Annotated in this window: 14 protein-coding genes; 11 read left to right on the top strand and 3 right to left on the bottom strand. The window is 73.5% G+C overall.

Annotated elements, in window-relative coordinates; translation table 11 throughout:
- Positions 1-2: 2 nt before the first annotated feature.
- The 7 genes from EV684_RS15455 to EV684_RS15485 all read left to right on the top strand — a co-directional run bounded on the left by EV684_RS15455 (position 3) and on the right by EV684_RS15485 (position 10,446).
- The gene (locus EV684_RS15455; RefSeq protein WP_132648182.1) at positions 3-1,106 is read left to right on the top strand and encodes a flagellar basal body P-ring protein FlgI; all 1,104 of its coding nucleotides are present in this window, start codon (positions 3-5) and stop codon (positions 1,104-1,106) included.
- The gene (flgJ, locus tag EV684_RS15460; protein ID WP_132648183.1) at positions 1,106-1,966 is read left to right on the top strand and encodes a flagellar assembly peptidoglycan hydrolase FlgJ; all 861 of its coding nucleotides are present in this window, start codon (positions 1,106-1,108) and stop codon (positions 1,964-1,966) included. Before EV684_RS15455 ends, flgJ begins: the two co-directional genes overlap by 1 nt.
- Positions 1,967-1,969: 3 nt before the next feature.
- Complete coding sequence (gene flgK / locus EV684_RS15465) at positions 1,970-3,967, top strand: flagellar hook-associated protein FlgK (protein WP_242478706.1); 1,998 nt, start codon at positions 1,970-1,972, stop codon at positions 3,965-3,967.
- A 27-nt stretch (positions 3,968-3,994) separates the two neighbouring features.
- Positions 3,995-4,921 carry a flagellar hook-associated protein FlgL gene (flgL, locus tag EV684_RS15470; RefSeq protein ID WP_132648184.1) on the top strand — a complete coding sequence of 309 codons (927 nt, stop codon included), beginning with the start codon at positions 3,995-3,997 and terminating at the stop codon, positions 4,919-4,921.
- Entirely contained in the window at positions 4,921-6,168 is a 1,248-nt protein-coding gene (locus EV684_RS15475) for an EAL and HDOD domain-containing protein (protein WP_132648185.1), read from the top strand. The genes flgL and EV684_RS15475 overlap by 1 nt, the downstream gene beginning before the upstream one ends.
- A gap of 10 nt (positions 6,169-6,178) precedes the next feature.
- Complete coding sequence (locus tag EV684_RS15480; protein ID WP_132648186.1) at positions 6,179-9,796, top strand: PAS domain S-box protein; 3,618 nt, start codon at positions 6,179-6,181, stop codon at positions 9,794-9,796.
- 65 nt (positions 9,797-9,861) lie between these two features.
- Positions 9,862-10,446: a response regulator gene (locus tag EV684_RS15485; protein WP_243651177.1), complete on the top strand. Its 585-nt coding sequence runs from the start codon at positions 9,862-9,864 to the stop codon at positions 10,444-10,446.
- 9 nt (positions 10,447-10,455) lie between these two features.
- On the opposite strand, the gene EV684_RS15490 is transcribed toward EV684_RS15485, so the two are convergent.
- The gene (locus EV684_RS15490) at positions 10,456-11,994 is read right to left on the bottom strand and encodes a sensor histidine kinase (protein WP_132648188.1); all 1,539 of its coding nucleotides are present in this window, start codon (positions 11,992-11,994) and stop codon (positions 10,456-10,458) included.
- 272 nt (positions 11,995-12,266) lie between these two features.
- Between EV684_RS15490 and EV684_RS15495 the strand changes: the two genes are divergently transcribed.
- From EV684_RS15495 to EV684_RS15510, 4 genes are all read left to right on the top strand, one after another.
- On the top strand, positions 12,267-12,650 hold the full coding sequence (locus EV684_RS15495) for an Hpt domain-containing protein (RefSeq protein WP_242478707.1): 384 nt from the start codon (positions 12,267-12,269) through the stop codon (positions 12,648-12,650).
- Positions 12,647-14,860 (top strand): putative bifunctional diguanylate cyclase/phosphodiesterase, encoded by a 2,214-nt coding sequence (locus EV684_RS15500; RefSeq protein WP_132648189.1) that lies wholly within the window; start codon positions 12,647-12,649, stop codon positions 14,858-14,860. Before EV684_RS15495 ends, EV684_RS15500 begins: the two co-directional genes overlap by 4 nt.
- On the top strand, positions 14,860-16,503 hold the full coding sequence (locus tag EV684_RS15505) for a GGDEF domain-containing protein (protein WP_132648190.1): 1,644 nt from the start codon (positions 14,860-14,862) through the stop codon (positions 16,501-16,503). The genes EV684_RS15500 and EV684_RS15505 overlap by 1 nt, the downstream gene beginning before the upstream one ends.
- Positions 16,504-16,604: 101 nt before the next feature.
- Positions 16,605-17,189 (top strand): hypothetical protein, encoded by a 585-nt coding sequence (locus tag EV684_RS15510; protein WP_132648202.1) that lies wholly within the window; start codon positions 16,605-16,607, stop codon positions 17,187-17,189.
- Positions 17,190-17,214: 25 nt separating this feature from the next.
- Here the strand turns inward: EV684_RS15510 and EV684_RS15515 are convergent, their stop codons facing one another.
- Together EV684_RS15515 and EV684_RS15520 are read right to left on the bottom strand one after the other, a co-directional pair.
- Complete coding sequence (locus EV684_RS15515) at positions 17,215-17,571, bottom strand: DsrE/DsrF/TusD sulfur relay family protein (RefSeq protein WP_132648191.1); 357 nt, start codon at positions 17,569-17,571, stop codon at positions 17,215-17,217.
- Positions 17,572-17,625: 54 nt separating this feature from the next.
- Positions 17,626-18,255: a LysE family transporter gene (locus tag EV684_RS15520; RefSeq protein ID WP_132648192.1), complete on the bottom strand. Its 630-nt coding sequence runs from the start codon at positions 18,253-18,255 to the stop codon at positions 17,626-17,628.
- Between the last annotated feature and the right edge of the window lie 132 nt (positions 18,256-18,387).

Consider the following 18,387-nt stretch of genomic DNA (forward strand, 5'->3'; position numbering starts at 1 on the left):
CCATGCGAAGCCTGATCCTCCTCGCCGCCGCGGCGCTGGCCGTGCTCGGCGCGCAGCCGGCGGCGGCCGTGCGGCTCAAGGAAGTGGCCGCGGTGCAGGGCGTGCGCGCCAACGCGCTCGTCGGCTACGGCCTCGTCGTCGGCCTCGACGGCAGCGGCGACCAGACCACGCAGACCCCGTTCACGACGCAGAGCATGACCGCGATGCTGCAGCAGATGGGCGTGACGGTGCCCTCCGGCACCAGCATGCAGCTGAAGAACGTCGCCGCGGTGATGGTGACCGCGCAGCTGCCCGCCTTCGCCCAGCCGGGGCAGGCGATCGACATCAACGTCTCGTCGATCGGCAACGCCAAGAGCCTGCGCGGCGGCACGCTGATCGCCACGCCGCTCAAGGGCGCCGACGGCAACGTCTACGCGCTGGCGCAGGGCAACCTGATCGTCGGCGGCGCCGGCGCCGCGGCCAACGGCTCCAAGGTCCAGATCAACCACCTGAGCGCCGGCCGCATCCCGGCGGGCGCGACCGTCGAGCGCACGGTGCCGACGCCGCTGCTCGAGGGCGACGGCGTGCAGCTCGGGCTGCAGGCCGACGACTTCGCCACCGCGCGTGCAGTGGCCGACGCGATCAACCGCGCCAAGGGCGAGGGCACCGCCGTCGCGCTGGACGGCCGCAGCGTGCGCGTGCGCGCGCCGGCGGCGCCGGGCGCGCGCATCGCCTTCCTCGCCGACATCGAGAACCTCAACGTCGAGCTCGCCCAGCCGGCCGCGCGGGTGGTGCTCAACGCCCGCACCGGCTCGGTGGTGATGAACGATGCCGTGACGCTGGGCGCCTGCGCCGTCGCGCACGGCAGCCTGTCGGTGACGATCAGCACCACGCCGCAGGTCAGCCAGCCCAACCCGTTCGGCCAGGGCCAGACGGTGGAGTCGGCCAAGTCCGACATCGCGATCACGCAGCAGGGCGGGGCGCTGATCCAGCTGCCCGCGGGCACCAAGCTCGCCGACGTCGTCAAGGCGCTGAACTCCCTGGGCGCCACGCCGATGGACCTGCTGGCGATCCTGCAGGCGATGAAGAGCGCCGGCGCGCTCAACGCCGAGATCGAGGTGATCTGATGGCTGCCGCCCCGTCCTCGCTGTCGCTGGATTCACGCGGTCTGGCCTCGCTGCAGGCCCAGGCCTCGAAGGACCCGAAGGCCGCGGTTCGCGAGGCCGCCAAGCAGTTCGAGCGCATGTTCATGAACGAGCTGCTCAAGAGCATGCGCGCCTCGACGATGGCCACCGGCATGCTCGAGGACTCGGGCTCGAAGATGGGCACCGAGATGCTCGACGACCAGTACGCGTCGCAGCTGTCCGGGCTGCCGGGCGGGCTGGCCGACGTCATCGCGCGCCAGCTCGAGCGCCAGATGGGCATGGCCCCCGGGCCGATCCCGGCCACCGGCTCGGCCAACAACACGCCCGCGCCGCTGTCGGCCCGCACCCAGGCCACGCGCGTCCCGCAGACCGGCGCCGCCGGCTTCGTGCAGCAGCACGGCGCGGCCGCCGAGAAGGCCGAGGCGAGGACCGGCATCCCCTCGGAATTCATGATCGCCCAGGCCGCGCACGAGACCGGCTGGGGCCGCAAGGAGATCCTGCACGCCGACGGCTCGCCCTCGTTCAACCTCTTCGGCATCAAGGCCGGCGCGAACTGGAAGGGGCCGGTCGCCGAGGTGACGACCACCGAGTACGTCGACGGCAAGGCGCAGAAGATGGTGCAGAAGTTCCGCGCCTACGCGAGCTACGAGGAGTCGTTCGCCGACTACGCCAAGCTGATCTCCGAGAGCCCGCGCTACCGCGACACGGTGGCCGGCGCGACCGATGCCGGCACGTTCGCGCGCGGCCTGCAGAAGGCCGGCTACGCGACCGACCCGGCCTACGCGGACAAGCTCACCCGCGTCATCAACACGACGCTGCGCGTGCAGCGCAGCCTGGGGTAAGGAATGGCCGCTTCATCGCTGATGTCGCTGGGCATGCGCGCCATGACGGCGAGCTACGCCTCGATGCAGGTCACCGGGCACAACATCGCCAACGCCAGCGTCGCCGGCTACTCGCGCCAGCAGGCCGAGCTGGCGACGGCCAAGGGCCAGTACACCGGCGCCGGCTTCTTCGGCAAGGGCGTGGACGTCGCCAGCGTGACGCGCTCGCACGACCAGTTCCTGACCCGCGCGGCGGCCACCGCCAAGTCGCTGTCGGCGATGGACGAGACGCTCGCGCAGCGCCTGAAGCTGCTGGAGAACGTCTTTCCCACCGGCGAGATGGGCCTGGGCTACAGCGTCGGCAGCTTCCTCAACGCGATGGTCGACCTGGCCTCGCGCCCCGGCGACACCGCCACGCGCCAGGTGGTGCTGGCGCGTTCGCAGGACCTGGCCTCGCGCTTCAACGCCGCCGACGACCAGCTCGACACGCTGCAGGCCGGCGTCACCTCGGACCTGAAGACCACTGTCACCGCGGTCAACGGCCTGACCAAGAGCCTGGCCAAGATCAACGACCAGATCGCCGCCTCGCGCGGGCTGGGCCAGCCGCCCAACGACCTGCTCGACGAACGCGACCGCATCGTCAGCGAGCTGTCCACCAAGATCCAGGTCAGCACCGTGATGGCCGACGACGGCACCGTCGGCGTCTTCGTCGCCGGCGGGCAGAACCTGGTGCTGGGCGCGCAGTCGGTGGACATGCGCGTCACCCCCGACCCGCTGGACACCTCGCGCTCGGCGCTGGCGCTGGTCGACGGCAGCAATCTGCGCATGCTCGACGAGGCATCGCTCGGCGGCGGCTCGATGGCCGCGCTGCTGCGTTTCCAGAACGAGGACCTGGTCGACGCGCGCAACATGGTCGGCCAGCTCGCCGCCGCCGTCGGCTCGGCCGTCAACGCCCAGCAGGAGCTGGGCCTGGACCTCAACGGTGACGGCGGCAAGCCGCTGTTCCAGGTCGGCGCGCCGACGGCGCGTTCGTCGACCAACAACGCCCGCGACGCGAGCGGCAACTTCCTGGCCACCGTCAGCATCGCCACGCCCGACGGCACCGTGCTCAACGCCGCCGACTACCTGATGCGCCCCGACCCGGCGGTGGCCAACGGCTACATCGTCACGCGGCTGTCCTACCCGCAGGAGACCTTCAACCGCACGGCCGACGCCAGCGGCGCCTTCGAGGTCGACGGCATGCAGGTGACGGTCACCGGCACGCCGGCGTCGGCCGACACCTTCCTGCTGCAGCCGGTGGCCAACGCCGCCGGCGGCATGAACGCGCTGATCCAGGATCCGCGCCTGGTGGCCGCGGCCTCGCCGCTGGTGGCCTCGGTCGGCGCGGCCAACACCGGCACCGGCTCGATCGCCTCGCTGACGATGGTCGAGGCGCCGGACACCGGCTCGAGCGCCGAGGTGAGCTTCTCCACCGGCGCCGGGGGCCAGCTGCAGTACAGCTGGACCGTCACCGACTCCGGCGGCGCGGCCACGACCACCGGCCCGCTGGACTGGAACGACGAAGGCGTCGTGCCGCCCGAGCCGTATTCGATCAACGGCGCGCGGCTGCAGGTCGCCGGCGTGCCCAAGGCCGGCGACACGATCTCGGTGACGGCCATCGACCCGGCCTACATCGGCGCCAACAACGGCAACGCGCTGGCGCTGTCGGGGCTGCGCGACAAGGCCATCGTCGGCCGCAGCGAGAGCGGCGGTGTCTACAGCGGCGGTGCGCTCGCCACCGACGCCTACGCCGCCACGCTGGCCGACGTCGCGGTGCGCGTGCAGACCGCCAAGGCGGCCTCGACGATCTCGACGGCGGTGTCCGGCCAGGCCGAACTCGCGCGCAGCGAGGTCGCCGGCGTCAACCTCGACGAGGAAGCCGCGCGCCTGATCCAGTACCAGCAGAGCTACCAGGCGGCCGCCAAGGTCCTCCAGGTGGCGCAGAGCGTCTTCGAGACGCTGCTCCAGACCGCAGCCGGCTGACGGCTGCCACCACGAGGCTGAACCGCCATGCGAATCACCGCCGCCAACGCCTTCGAGACGTCGATCAAGAACCTCCAGAAGCGCCAGGAAGGCCTGTCCGACGCGCAGGACCGCCTCACCGCCGGCAAGCGCGTCGTCACCGCCAGCGACGACCCGGTGGCCGCCGCGCGTGCCGAACGCGCGCTCGCCGCGATGGTGCGCAGCGAGGCCAACCAGCGCGCGCTGGAGGCCAGCCGCCACGTGATGCAGCAGGCCGAGTCCGCGCTCGGCGACGCCGGCGAGCTGCTGCAGCAGGCGCGCGAGCTCGTCGTGCAGGCCGGCAACGGCAGCTACGACTCGAGCAACCGCGAGACGCTGGCCGAAGCCCTGCGCGGCATCCGCAAGCAGTTGCTGGGGGTGTCCAACCGCGGCGACGGTGCCGGCGGCTACGTCTTCGCCGGCCAGGGCGCCGACTCGCCGCCGTTCGTGGACTCGCCCGCGGGCGTCGTCTACCGCGGCGCCGCGGGCGAGATCCTGGCGCCGTCGGACGAGCCCTTGCCGCTGTCGGTCGATGGCCAGCGCGCCTGGCTCGGTGCCACCGACCCTTCGGGCAGCGGCACGGTCTCGGTGTTCACGGCGCTCGACGACATCATCGGCAAGCTCGAGGACCCGACGCTTGGCGAGGCCGACGTCGCCGCCGCCGTCAAGTCCGGCCTGGCCGACGTCGACGCGGTGATGAACAACGTGCTCACGGTGCGCGCCGCCGCGGGCGAGGCGCTCAACCGCACCGACCTCGTGGAGAGCCGCATCGCCGAGAGCAAGCTCGCCGCGCAGACCGAACGTTCCAACGCCGAGGACCTTGACATGGTGCAGGCGATCTCCGACTTCCAAAACAAACAAACCGGCTACGATGCGGCACTGAAGACGTATTCGTTGGTGCAGCGGCAGTCGCTGTTCCAGTACCTCAGCGCCTGATGCACGATCTCCCGATCCTGGGCCAGGTGGCCCTGGGCTACAGCCCCGTCATCGACCGTCAGCACGCGGTCGTCGCCACCCGGCTCACCGTCTTCCCCGAACATCCCGACGCCGGCTGCGACGTCCAGGCCTTGCTCGCGGCCGTCGACGCCGTCTGGCCGCCTGCGGCCGAAGAGGGCGCGCCCGAGCTGTCGCTGAACCCGCGCCCGCTCAAGCCCGGCGCCGCACGCCCGGCGATGTCGCTGCGCCCGGTGTCGCTGAACCTCGCTGGCGAGCGCCTGCTCGCCGAGGTGCTGGCCGCGCCGCCGCGGCCGCAGCTGATGATCGAGGTGCCGGCCTTCCTGGCCGCCGAGCCGGCGTTCGCCGCGCCGCTGGTGGCCCACGCCCAGGCCGGCGGCACGCTGCTGATCAAGGGCCGCCCGCTGGCCGAGCTGCCCGCCGACGTGCTCCAGGCCTTCGCCTTCGCCATCGTCGACCACGACGCCGCACCGGCCGGCAGCGCGCTCGGCGGCCTGGCCGAGCTGCGCGCCGGCGCCCGCACGATGGGCGCCGTCGATGCCGCGTTGCAGCGAGGCGCCATCGCCACGCTGGGCTGGCCCAGCGACGAGCCGGTGCCGCACAGCGGCCGCCAGGGCGTGCCGCCCGACGTGCAGGTCGTCATGCAGCTGATCCAGGGCGTGGACCGCGAGGAGCCGGTGGCGCGCCTGGAGGCCGTTCTCAAGCGCGACCCGACGCTGGGTTTCCGGCTGCTGCGTTACCTCAACTCGCCGGCCTTCGGGCTGTCGGTGGAGATCAGTTCCTTCGGCCACGCGCTGATGATGCTCGGCTACCAGCGCCTGAAGCGCTGGCTGGCGCTGCTGCTGGCGTCGTCGTCGCGCTCGGCGGCGGCCAAGCCGCTGATGTACGAGGCGGTGCGCCGCGGCTTGCTGATGGAGGAGCTCGCACGCGGCAGCGGCGACGCCGAGATGCGTGGCGAGATGTTCATCTGCGGCGTCTTCTCGCTGCTGGATCAGTTGCTGCAGCAGCCGATGGCCGCGCTGCTGGGCAACGTGCCGGTGCCCGAACGCGTGCGCCAGGCGCTGGTCGACGAGACCGGCCCGTTCCACCCGTACATCGAGCTCGTCCGCGCGATCGAGCAGGAGTCGGTGTTCGACATCCGCGAGCGCGCCGAAGGGCTGCTGCTCGGGCGCGGCGAGGTCAACCGCGCCGTGCTGGCGGCGCTCGCCGCCGCGCGTTCGCTGGACTGACCGCGCCGCCTTGGCCGCGCCGCAGTCCCCGTCTTCGTCGCCCGCACTGCTGGCGGCCTTGCTCGACGAGGTCGCCGACGCGCTGCTGTGGTTCGACGCCCGCGGCGTGCTGCGGCTGTGCAACGAGGCGGCGCTGCGCCTGCTCGGCTGCGAGCCGGGGCAGGGCACGGTGCAGCTCGCGCCGGTGCTCGGCGTGGACGCGCTGCGCTGGATCGACCGCGCCTTCGGGCTGCCCGAGCGCAGCGAGACCCTGCTGCCCGGCGCCGACGGCACGCTGCTGCGCCTGAGCGCGCGTGCGCTGGGCGGCGGCCATTCGCTGCGTGTCGTGCCGCAGCCGCAGCTGCCGCCGCCACGCCCGCCGCTGCCGATCGACGGCGCGCGCACGACCGAGGAGGCGCGTCGCGCCATCGCGCTGCTGTGGGGGTCGCCCTTCGCCGCGACGCTGCAGGACGACGACTACCGCATCCTCGACGCCAACGACGCCTTCGTCGAGTTGAGCGGCTACGCCCGCGAGGCGCTCGTCGGGCGCGACCCGGCCGAGCTGCAGCTGCCCGAGGACGCCGACACCCATCTCGCCGCACGCTCGGAGCTGCGCGCGGCGCAGGCCGCCGGCGTGCCGCTGCCGGCGGTGCCGCGAAGCCTGGTCGACGCCCAGGGCGGGCGCCACTGGTTCATGCTCGTGCCGCAGAACCTGGCACCGGCCGGCGCCACGCCGCTGTGGCTGGTGGTCTGGCAGGACGTCACCTCCGAGCATCACGCGCGTGTGCACGCCCGCCGTGCCCAGGACGAGCTGCTGCGCTGGTTCGAGCTCGCGCGCGCGGGCATGCTGGTCTACGACGACAGCGGCCTGGTGCTGACCTCCAACCCGGCGCTCGAGGCGCTGCTCGAGCAGGTGCCGGTGCTGCTGGCCGAGGCCGACGAGGCCCTGCAGGGCCTGCTCGGCTGGGAGGCCGGCGCGCCGTCGGCGGCGCTGGTGCCCGGCCAGCCGCCGGTCGAACGCCAGGCCCTGGTGCCGCTGCCCGGGGGCCGCCTGCGGCGCCTGGGGGCACGCGTGGCCGGCTGGGCCACCGAGCTCGGCCAGCGCCGCGTGATGGCCGTCGTCGAGGACCGCAGCGCCGAGGAGGAGCGCGACCTCGCGCAGCTCGAGATCGGCATGCTGATGGACACCGCCAGCGTCGGCGTCGCGACCTACGACCCGGCGCGTGGCTGGCTGGTCTCCGACCGGCCGCGGTCCACGCCGGCTGCGGCGGGCAAACGCACCGGCGCCGGGCTGCAGGGCATCGGCCGCGAGCTCGTCGAACCCGACTCGATGCCCGAGTACGAACGCCTGCAGCGCGCGCTGCGCCTGGGCGAACGCGCCGAGGTGCGCTACGCCGTGCGCCACCCCGAGCTCGGGCTGCGCTGGCTGCTCACGCGTGTCGAGCCGGGCGCGCTGTCGGGCGGCCGCACCACCTCGGTGGTGACGCTGGACGTCACCGAGCAGGAGGTCGCGCAGCACCGCAACGAGCAGTTGCTGCGCGAGCTGACCACCATCCTCGACGGCTCCAACGCCGGCATCGCCTACCTACGTGGCGCGCTGCTGGTGCGCTGCAACCGGCGCTTCGAGCGCATGCTCGGCGTCGCCGCCGGCGCCGCCGCCGGGGCCTCGCTGCAGCAGCTCTTCGGCGCGCCCGACGGCAGCGGCGGCATCGCCGCCGAGATCACGCGTGCGATGGCCGAGGGCCGCGGCTACGAGACCGAGCTCGTCGCCGGCGAACGCCGCGGCCAGCCGCTGTGGTATTCGCTGTCGGTGCACCGCGCCGAGTCGGCGCTGCCCGAGGCCGAGGCCGAGGCGGTGGCGGTGCTCACCGACATCTCCTCGCTGAAGGCGCAGCAGGGCGAGCTCGAGCGCCTGCTGCGCGAGCGCGACCTGATGTTCGACCTGTCCGACGTCGGCATCGCGACGATGCGCGGCCCGCGCATCGAGCGTGCCAACCAGGCGATGTCGCGGCTCACCGGCTACCTGCCCGAGGAGCTGGTGCAGCTGCCGGCGTCCAGCCTGTGCCCCGAAGGCGAGTGGGAGCAGCGCGAGCGCGAGGTGCGCGACGCGCTCGCCGCCGAGGGCCGCTTCAACGGCGAACGCACGCTGCGGCGCAAGGACGGCGGGCTCGTCTGGGTGCAGGCCGCGGTGCGTCCGGTCGACCCCGAGGACGCCGGCGCCGGGCTGATCTGCTCCTTCGTCGACATCGACGCGGCGATCCGCGCGCGCCGCTCGCTGCAGGTGCAGGCCGAGCGCACGCGGGCGATCCTGAACTCGGTGCTGGTGGGCATCGTCACCGTCGGCGACTCGGGCATCACCTGGATGAACCGCTCGGCGCAGCGCATGTTCGCCGGCGAGCTGGCCGACTTCATCGGCCGTCCGATCGCCACCGTGGCCACGCCCGAGGCCGAGCACCCGCTGCGCCGCGGCGACTGGAGCGAACGCCTGGCCGCCGGCGAGACCGAACCCTTCGAGTGCCGGCTGCAGGCGCGCGACGGGCGCGGGTTCTGGGTCGTCGGCAGCGTCGTGGCCACCGCCAGCGAGTCCAGCGGCCCGCAGCTGACCTTCGCGCTGCTCGACGTCGAGCGCCGCCGCCAGGCGCAGATCGCGATCGAGCAGGCGCGCGAGTCGCTGCGCCGCATCATCGAGACCGCGCCGCTGGCGATCGCGCTGTTCGACGCCGGCGAGCTGCGCGTGCAGGAGTGCAACCACGTCGCCGCGACGCTGTTCGGCCGCCCGGTCGACGAGGCGCTGGGGCGCACGCCGACCGAGCTGTGCAGCCCGGCGACCGCCGGCGCGATCGAGGACTGGCTGCGCGCCGCCGCCGCCGGCGCCGAGCTGCAGCGCCACGAGCTGCGCGAGACCGGCGCGGCCGGCCAGACCATCGTCTGGGACACGCGCATCGCTCCGGTGGCCGGGCCGGTGGGCGCGCCGCTGCTGCTGCTGGTGGCCAGCGACGTCACCGAGGAACGCGAGGCCGAGCAGGCGCGGCTGACGGCGGAGATCACGCAGCGCGAGGCGCTGGTGCGCGAGGTCCACCACCGCATCAAGAACAACCTGCAGGGCGTGGCCGGGCTGCTGCGCCACAACGCCAAGCAGCACCCCGAGATGGGCTGGCTGCTGTTCGAGGCCGAAGCCCAGGTGCAGGCCATCGCCCAGGTCTTCGGCCTGCAGGTGCGCAGCGGTCCGCTGGGCGCCGCGCCGGTGGTCGGCGCGATCGCGCAGTCGGTGCGCCGCGCCTTCGGCCGGCCGGTGCTGTTCTCGGCGGCTGCCGGCGCCGAGCGCTACCTGCTGCCCGAGGCCGAGGCGATCCCGATCGCGCTGTGCGTCAACGAGCTGCTGGCCAACGCCGTCAAGCACGCGCCCGAAGGCGACCTGCAGTGCCTGATCGCGCCCGGCGAGCTCGCCGGCGAGCTGGTCGTCGAGGTGCGCAACACCGGCCGGCTGGCCGAGGGCTTCGACATCGAGCAGGTGCCGCGTGGCATGGGCGGGCTGGCGCTGGTGCGTTCGCTTCTGCCGCGCGGGGCCGTGCTCTCCCTCGAACAGGCGGGTTCCGAGGTGCGTGCGCGCATCCTGCTGCGTCCGCCGCGTGTTCTGCTGCAGCCGTAGGCGAGAATAGCGGCGGTCGCGCGGAGGGCGACGGTTCGATGGCTTCGAAGGGCAGGATTCTGGTGGTGGACGACGACCGCCTCGTACTGGCCGCCGTGACGCACGGCCTGGCGCAGGCGGGCTACGAAGTCGTGGACGCCGACAACGGCGACGAAGCCATCCTCAAGGCGCGCCAGCTGCGCCCGGAAATGGCGCTGCTGGACATCCGCATGGAGGGCAAGAGCGGCTTCGACGTCGCCGAGTACCTGCGCGACGTCGCCCGCATCCCGTTCATGTTCCTGTCGGCCTTCGCCGACGAGGCGACGATCGCCAAGGTGAACGAACTCGGCGCCGTGGCCTACCTGATCAAGCCGCTGGACATCGACCAGATCCTGCCGACCGTCGACGAGGCCTTCGCGCGGCTGCGCTCCGGCGAGCTGGCGTCGGCAGCGCCGCCGCCGGCGCCGTCCGCGCCGGTGGTCACGGCGACGCCCGAGCCGCTGTCCGACCCGCTGCCGCTGGCCGTCGGCGTGCTGATGCACCGCCACGCGCTGTCGCGCGTGGCCGCGCGCCAGCGCCTGCAGCGCATGGCCGCCGAGCAGGGCATCAGCGAGGCCGCGCAGGCCGAACGCCTGATCGCCGCGGTCGAGGAGCTGGCGCGCAGCGCCTGAAGCCGCGCCTCAGTCGCGCAGCGTGAAGTGGAAGGTCGCGCCGCGGCCGGGTTCGGCCTCGGCCCAGACCTCGCCGCCGTGGCGGCGCACGATGCGCCGCACCGAGGCCAGGCCGACGCCGCTGCCGGGGAACTCGCTGGCGCTGTGCAGGCGCTGGAACAGGCCGAACAGCCGGTCGGCCGAGCGCATGTCGAAGCCCGCCCCGTTGTCGCGCACGTAGAACGAGACGCGGCCCTCGTGCGGCTGGCTGGCGAAGACGATGCGCGCCTTGGGGTTGCGCGCGCTGTACTTCCAGGCGTTGCCGAGCAGGTTCTCGAGCACCAGGCGCAGCAGCGTCGGGTCGCCGCGCGTCACCAGGCCGGGCTCGATCTCGACGTCCACCCGGCGCTCGGGCGGCGACTGCCGGCGCAGGTCGTCGACGACCCAGGCGGCCAGCTGCGACAGGTCCACCGGCTGGCGCGCCAGCGGCTGCTGCGACAGCTTGGCCAGCGCCAGCATCGAGTCGATCATGTGGTTCATGCGCGCCGCGGCGCCGAGCACGCGGTCCAGGTGCTCGTTGCCCAGGCGGTCGAGCTGGCGGCCGTAGTCCTCTTTCAGGATGCGCGTGAAACCCTCGACGACGCGGATCGGCGCGCGCAGATCGTGCGACACCGTGAAGCTGAAGGCCGCGCCGTCGCCTTCGTCGCCACCGGCACGCGCGGCCTGCATCACCAGCAGCCCGGCACCGGCTTCGGTGTCGAAGCGCCTCAGCACCCAGCCGTCGAGCTCGGCGGCGGTGTCGGCCCCGGGGGCGGCGAGCGCCTCCCGCACCGCGGCGGGCAGGCGCGGCAGCACGTCACCCCAGGCTGGGGCGTCACGGTCCAGCCAGCGGCGCGCGGCGGGGTTGAGCTCGCGCAGGGTCCAGCCGCCGGCGCCACCTGCGGCGCACAGCAGTGCCGGCGCGTCGATGCCGCCCAGCAGCGCCTGCAGCGCGGCCTGGTCGGCGGCCAGCGCGTCCTGCGCCGCCACCGGCTCGGCGGTGCCGCTGAAACCGTCGAAACGGCCGAGCTCGTCGAAGCACGGCGCGGCGCGCAGCCGCCAGGCGCTGCCGTCGGCCCGCAGGCGCACGCGCAGCGAGCGCATGGCACGCTGCGCGGCCAGGCGCGCGGCCAGGTCGCCGTCGGTCTCGGGGTGGGCGGTCTCGAACTGCTCGTCCAGCGCCGTCCCGGCTTCGGGCCCTGCGCTGCCGCCGGCACCGCCTTCGGGCGGCTGCATCGCGACGACACGGTGGCTGGCGTCGCTGCGCCAGACCCAGCCTTCGAGCAGCGAGGCGGCGTCGCGTGCGGCGGCGCGTGCGGCGCGCAGCGCGCTGTGCGCCGCGTGGCGTTCGCGCAGGCTGCCGACGGTGTAGCCGGCGGCGCCGACGGCCAGCAGCGCCAGGCCGCCGAAGACCCCGCCCGCGGCCCCGGTGTCGGTGCAGCCGGCCAGCGCGGCCAGCCCCGCGAAGCCCGCCAGACGCGTCGCGAGGACACGGCCTGCGGGTCTCGGGCGAGGGCGGTGGGCGGGCATGTGAAGGATTGTACGGACCGGTGTCGGCAGCCTCGGCGCGGCGGCGCGCGCGCCGGCGGACACGATAACGGTGCCGGAAACGGTTAAGGTCACGTCTTCGCGCATGACCGCCGGCCCGAACGCCGGACTCGACCCTTGAGCGCACCGGCAAGATTCCGCGCCCCGACGTTTTCCGTTGTCCCGCCTCGCGTGTCGGCGCTTGACCGCCATCGCGCCGGGCGCCATCCTCGCCGCCTGTGCGGCGGCACGGAGCTTGCCTCGCCCGCCCTCCTATGACCGGCACCCACTTCCCGCACGACCCCACCGTCCCGATGCTCGACGACACCGCGCTCGCACGCCTGCGCGAACTGGACCCCGACGGCAGCCTCGGCGTCGTCGGGCGTGTGCTCGAGACCTTCCGCCTGGCGCTCGGCCGCGACCTCGAGCGCCTGGCCAGCGCGCGCGACGCCGGTGACCTGAAGACCGTCGGCGAGGTCGCCCACAAGGTCAAGTCCTCGTCGGCCAGCGTCGGCGCGCTTGAGTTGTCCACCCTGTGCGCCGAGATCGAACGCCGGGTGCGCGCCGGCGACACTGCCGACATCGCGCCGCGCGTGCAGGCGCTGACGGTCGAGGCGCAGCGCGCGCTGCGCGCGGTGGCCGCGGCCCTGGGAACGTGACGGCGGCGCCGGCCTTCCCGATCTCTCCGCGCGGCGATGGCGCGGCGCCGCTGCCGCGCCCCGAAGTCCTGCTCGTCGACGACGACGAGGTGGGCCTGCTGACCACCGCGATCGCGCTGCGCGAACGCGGCTTCGCGATCGTCGAGGCCACGCGCGGCGAGGAGGCGCTGGCCATCCTCCAGGAGCGCAAGCCCGACCTCGTCGTGCTCGACGCGCAGATGCCGGGACTGGACGGCTTCGAGACCTGCGCGCGCATCCGCGCGATGCCGGGTTTCGAGCGCCTGCCCATCGTCATGCTGACCGGGCTGGACGACGAGGCCTCGATCCGGCACGCCTTCGACGTGCACGCGACCGACTTCTACACGAAGGAGAAGGACCGGGCACTGAACTGGAGCCTGCTGGCGCGCCGTCTGGAGTACGTGCTGCGCGCCGCGCGCACCACGGTCGAACTCGACCGCAGCCGCGAGAAGCTGGCGCGCGCGCAGCAGCTCGCGCGCATGGGCAGCTTCGGCTGGCGCCATGGCAGCGGCCTGACCCTGTCGCGCGAGGCGCTCGAGGTGCTGAAGCTCGAGAGCCGGCCGCCGACGCTGCGGGCGCTGCTGCGCCGCATCCCGCGTGCGCAGCGCCTGGCGTCGGTGCGGCTGCTGCGCGACCGCGTCGCCCAGCGCCGCGCGCTCGACCAGGACCTGACGCTCGACGACGGCCAGCTCGTCGTGCACGTCGCGGGCAAGGCCGAGGAGGACGAGCACAAACGTTTCGTCGGCTACGACGGTTTCCTGCAGGACATCACCGACCGCCACCGCGCCCAGAGCCAGTCGCGCTACCACGCCGCCTTCGACATGCTCACCGAGCTGCCGAACCGGCGCGAGTTCATCCGCCGCGCCGACCTCGCGCTCGAAGCCAGCCGCCGCCACGGCCTGCGCCACAAGGTCGCGCTGCTGCAGATCGACCTCGACCGCTTCAAGCAGGTCAACGACACGCTGGGCCACCAGATCGGCGACGACGTGCTGCGCGAGGTCGCGACGCGGCTGCGCGGCTGCATCCGCTACCACGCCGAGATCGACGACAGCGCGCTCGAGGCGGCCGGCCCGCGCGCCCACCGCGACCTGGAGACCGTCGGCCGCGTCGGCGGCGACGAGTTCGTCGTCCTGCTGCCCGAGGTCACCGACCCGGCGGACGCCGAACGTGTCGCGCAGCGCATCGTGTACGCGCTGCGCGAGCCGCTGCGCCTGTCCGGCGGCCACGAACGCTCGATCACCGGCAGTGTCGGCGTCGCCATCTTCCCCGACGACGGCGAGACGGTGCAGGAGCTGCACCGCAATGCCGACCTCGCGATGTACGAGGCGAAGAAGGAACGCGACTCGAGCATGATCTACGGCCCGGGGCTGCTCAAGCGCCCGATGCTCGAGGCCGCGCTGCCCGGCGCGGCCGAGCGCGGCGAGCTCGAGCTGCACTACCAGCCGCAGGTCGACGTCGCCAGCGGGCGCCTGGTCGGTGTCGAGGCGCTGATGCGCTGGCGTTTCGACGGCCGCCTGGTGATGCCGGGCGACTTCATCGCGCTGGCCGAGGAGTCGGGCGACATCCTCGAGATGTCCAAGTGGGCGCTGCGCGAGGCCGCCGGGCAGGCGCGCCGCTGGCAGGCCGCCCACGGCTTCGACGGCACGATCGCCGTCAACCTGCCGCCCAAGCTGTTCCTGCGCCAGGACCTGATCGATCTGATCGACGAACTCACCGCCGAAGGGCGCAGCCGCCTGCTGTCGCTGGAGATCACCGAGACCAGCCTGATGCGCGACGTCGTCGGCGTCGGCCCGGCGCTGTGCCGGCTGCACCAGCTCGGAGTCGACGTCTCGATCGACGACTTCGGCACCGGCTACTCCAGCCTGTCGCACCTGTCGGGTCTGCACTGCGCGGAGCTCAAGATCGACCGCAGCTTCGTCGCCAAGCTCGGCATCGAGCCCACCGCGGTGCACATCGTGCGCACGATCATCGCGCTGGCGCGGCATCTGTCGCTGCGCGTCATTGCCGAGGGTGTCGAGACCGAACACCAGGTCGAGCTGCTGCACAGCCTGGACTGCACGCGCATGCAGGGCTTTCACATCGGGCGGCCGGTGCCGGCCGCCCAGTTCGAACACTGGTTCGCGAGGCTGAACCTGGAACCGCCGGCCGTCGCCGGCGGGCCGATGAACGTGCTCGCTGCAGGCTCGCGCTGATGAATCCTCCGACTCCGGCGCAGATCGCCAAGGGCGCACTGCGGCGCCTGGCCATGGCCAAGCTCGAGCCGACGCCCGAACACTACGCCCGCGCCTACGCCGAGGAGGCCGGCGTGCCGGTGCCCGCCCCGCTCGACACCAAGGCGCAGGGCCAGGCCTGGGCGGCGCTGATCGAGAAGCTCGTCAAGGGCGTCGAGCGTGGCGGCCGGCAGTGGACCACGGCGCGCAAGAAGGAGAGCCTGCAGCGTGTGCTCGACGGCAGCCGCGGTGACCTGCAGCGCCTGCTGCAGCGCCTGCAGGCGCTGGCCAGTGCCTGGGACGGCGACCGTCGTTTCGAGGACCCGGAGGCGCCGCCCGGCAGCACCGAGGACTCGCCGCCGGTGGAGATGCCGCCCACCGCCCCGGCGCCGCTGGACGAGCTGCCGGCCGTGGCCGCCGAGGCCGAGCCCTGGCGTCCGGTCGTCGCCAGCCTGGAAGGCAGCCTGCGCGCCGGCCTGCCACCCGAGGAGCCGCGGGCCACCGAGATCGCCGACCGCCTGGCGACGCTGGCCGACACCATCGCCGCCGAGGGCCTGTCGGCCGAACGCGTGGCCGAGGTCGACGAGCTCTGCCGTCGTGCACGCCGGCTGTTCGCGCACCGCCACCACCTCGTCGAGCAGCTGGGCACGCTGTGCCGCGAACTCGGCCGCGGGCTCGTCGAGGTCGCCGAGGACGACAGCTGGGCGCGCGGCCAGTGCGAGAGCCTGGAGCAGCGCCTGGCCGACGGCGTCACCGCGCGCAGCGTGCGCGCGGCCACCGAGCTGCTGGCCGAGACGCGGGTGCGCCAGCAGCGCGTGCGCGACGAACGCAATGCCGCGCGCGATGCGCTCAAGTCGCTGATCCACCGCATGCTGGCCGAGGTCGGCGCCTTGGGCGAACACACCGGGCGCTTCCACGAGAGCGTCGGCCGCCACGCCGAGGCCGTGGCGAGCGCCGAGTCGCTGGAGAGCCTGGCCGGTGTCGTGCGCGAGATCGTCGACGAGAGCCGCGCGGTGCAGGAACTGGTCGGCGCGGCGCAGCGCCGCATGGAAGACGAACACGCCAAGGCGAACGAACTCGAGACCCGCGTGCGCGAGCTCGAAGGCGAGCTGCGCCGGCTGTCCGACGAGGTCTCGACCGACGCGCTGACCCAGGTCGCCAACCGCCGCGGCCTGGCCCAGGCCTTCGACGCCGAACGCGCGCGCGTCGACCGCGCCGGGCCCGAGGCGCCGCCGCTGGCGATCGGCCTGATCGACATCGACAACTTCAAGAAGCTCAACGACACGCTGGGCCACGCTGCCGGTGACCTGGCGCTGAAGTCGCTGGCCGCCGCGGTGCGCGAGCGCCTGCGCCCGGTCGACCATCTGGCGCGTTTCGGCGGCGAGGAGTTCGTCGTGCTGCTGCCGGCGACGCCGCTGGCCGAGGCACAGCTCGCGCTGACCCGGCTGCAGCGCGGCCTGACCGAGGCGCTGTTCCTGCACGAGCAGCGCGAGGTCTTCGTCACCTTCTCCGCCGGCGTCACCGCCTGGCGCCCGGGCGAGGCGCTCGAAGCCGCGCTCGAACGCGCCGACGAGGCGCTGTACGAAGCCAAACGCAGCGGCAAGAACCGCACCTGTACCGCCTGAGCGCGGCAGAGGTTACGCGTTGTTGCGATCGCGGCCTTAATCCGGACCCCGGGATGGCCGACTGATCGAAGACGATGAGTTCCGCACGTTCCCCCTTCGGAATGCTGAAGACGGCCTTCGACGCCGTCTTCCGCCAGGACGTTGCGCTGCGCCGGGGCCCGGGCGGCGTGCGCGTGGTGCTCAAGGGCCGCGACGGCGCGCTCGAAGCGCCGCCGACGCCCGAAGACCTGGAGCGCCGCCGGCGCGAGGACGAACTGCTTCAGGCGCGCGAAGAGCTCACGCGGCTGCTCGACGAGGAGCACACCAGCCGCGCGACGATGCGCCATCTGGCCGTGGTCGAGCACACGCTGGGCCGGGTCGGCTGGCAGGCGCTGGAGCGCGTGCCGCTGGACGTGCTGCAGCGTGCGCTGCAGCAACTCGAGGAGCGCGTCAGCAACTGGTCGGCGCGCGGCCTGGCCTGCCTGCGTTCGCGCATGGCGGTGGCGGTGGCCGAGCGCCTGCGCCGCGAGGGCCAGCCCAGCGGCGACGCCGCTGCCGCGCTCGACTCGCCGCCCCAGGCCGCCCGCAAGGCGATCGACGAGGCGCGGGTGCGCGCTGCGGCGCCGGAGGCTGGCGGCGACGACGCCGAGCAGGCGCTGCGGGCCGCCTACGGCTCGCTGATCGACCCGTCCAGGCCGGGCGCCTGAACCCGCGCGCCGGGTTCGGCGCGGCTCAGAACGTGATGACCTTGTCGGCCCAGAGCGTCCATTGCGCCAGCTCGGGCAGCGTGCCGATGCGCGCGCCTTCGACGAGCGGCAGTTCGGCGATGCCGCGTGCCAGCGCGCAGGTCCGGCACAGGGCGATCGGGACCTGGCGCTCGGCCAGCTCCTGCACCAGCCCCAGCAGGCCGTTGCCGCCGCCGTCGACCTGGTCCGGCAGGCCGAGCACGACGGCGTCGGACATCAGGAACAGGCGCAGCTGCGGCGGCGTGCCGTCGCTGCCGGCCAGCGTGTTGGCCAGCCTGAGGGCCGAGAGCACGCGTTCGCTGCCGTAGGGCGGCGCGTGCACGATGATCAGGATCCGCTGCATCGAGGTCTTTCGCTGCGGCGCGCGGGGCGCCAGGCGGCAACGATGATAGGCCGCTCAGGCCGCGCGCTTGAACACCGACAGCAAGGCGCCGGCGGCGATGAACAGCGAGCCGAAGACGCGGTTGAGCACGCGCACGTGCGCCGCCGAGTGCAGCGAGCCCAGCACGCGCGCGGCCAGCGCGGTGTAGCCGGCCATCACGACCAGGTCGGTGAAGGCCAGCGTCAGGCCGATCACCAGGTACTGCGGCGCCAGTGGCTCGGCCAGGTGCAGGAACTGCGGCACCACCGCGAGAAGGAACACCGTGCCCTTCGGGTTGACGGCGTTGACCATCCAGCCGCGCAGCACCATGCGCCGGCGCGGCGTCGACGCGGCCTCGGCGCGTGCGGCGGCCAGCGGGCGTGCCGGCGCGCGCCACTGCTGGATGCCCAGCCAGACGAGATAGGCCACGCCGCACCACTTGACGGCCTGGAAGGCCGTCGACGACGCCGCGATCAGTGCGCCCAGGCCCACACCCACCACCAGCAGCTGCGTCCAGATGCCGGCCACCAGGCCGACCGTCGTCCAGTAACCGCGCCGGAACCCGTGCTGCAGCCCCGCGTTCATCGCCGCCAGGGCGCCGGCTCCGGGCGACAGGCTGATGGCCCAGGAGGCGGCGAAGAAGGCGAGCCAGGTGGCGAGGTCCATGGGCGGCGGTGGCGGGCGGCGGGGCGCCGAGTCTAGATGTGAAGTGTCAACAGGTTCTTTCGGGGAACCAAGAGACGTGAGACCGGCGGCTTGAGGTCGATGCTGTGGTGTGGCCTGTGCCAGTTGTAGAAG

Origin of the sequence: Rubrivivax gelatinosus (assembly GCF_004340905.1) — a bacterium.
GTDB classification, from domain to species: Bacteria; Pseudomonadota; Gammaproteobacteria; order Burkholderiales; family Burkholderiaceae_C; genus Rubrivivax; species Rubrivivax gelatinosus.

Bases quoted from the DNA above. Each gene is read 5' to 3' on its own strand.
- EV684_RS15515 (WP_132648191.1), bottom strand. From the start codon at position 17,571: ATGCAGCGGATCCTGATCATCGTGCACGCGCCGCCCTACGGCAGCGAA.
- EV684_RS15490 (WP_132648188.1), bottom strand. From the start codon at position 11,994: ATGCCCGCCCACCGCCCTCGCCCGAGACCCGCAGGCCGTGTCCTCGCG.
- flgJ (WP_132648183.1), top strand. From the start codon at position 1,106: ATGGCTGCCGCCCCGTCCTCGCTGTCGCTGGATTCACGCGGTCTGGCC.
- flgK (WP_242478706.1), top strand. From the start codon at position 1,970: ATGGCCGCTTCATCGCTGATGTCGCTGGGCATGCGCGCCATGACGGCG.
- EV684_RS15510 (WP_132648202.1), top strand. From the start codon at position 16,605: ATGCTGAAGACGGCCTTCGACGCCGTCTTCCGCCAGGACGTTGCGCTG.
- flgL (WP_132648184.1), top strand. From the start codon at position 3,995: ATGCGAATCACCGCCGCCAACGCCTTCGAGACGTCGATCAAGAACCTC.
- EV684_RS15455 (WP_132648182.1), top strand. From the start codon at position 3: ATGCGAAGCCTGATCCTCCTCGCCGCCGCGGCGCTGGCCGTGCTCGGC.
- EV684_RS15520 (WP_132648192.1), bottom strand. From the start codon at position 18,255: ATGGACCTCGCCACCTGGCTCGCCTTCTTCGCCGCCTCCTGGGCCATC.
- EV684_RS15475 (WP_132648185.1), top strand. From the start codon at position 4,921: ATGCACGATCTCCCGATCCTGGGCCAGGTGGCCCTGGGCTACAGCCCC.
- EV684_RS15495 (WP_242478707.1), top strand. From the start codon at position 12,267: ATGACCGGCACCCACTTCCCGCACGACCCCACCGTCCCGATGCTCGAC.
- EV684_RS15505 (WP_132648190.1), top strand. From the start codon at position 14,860: ATGAATCCTCCGACTCCGGCGCAGATCGCCAAGGGCGCACTGCGGCGC.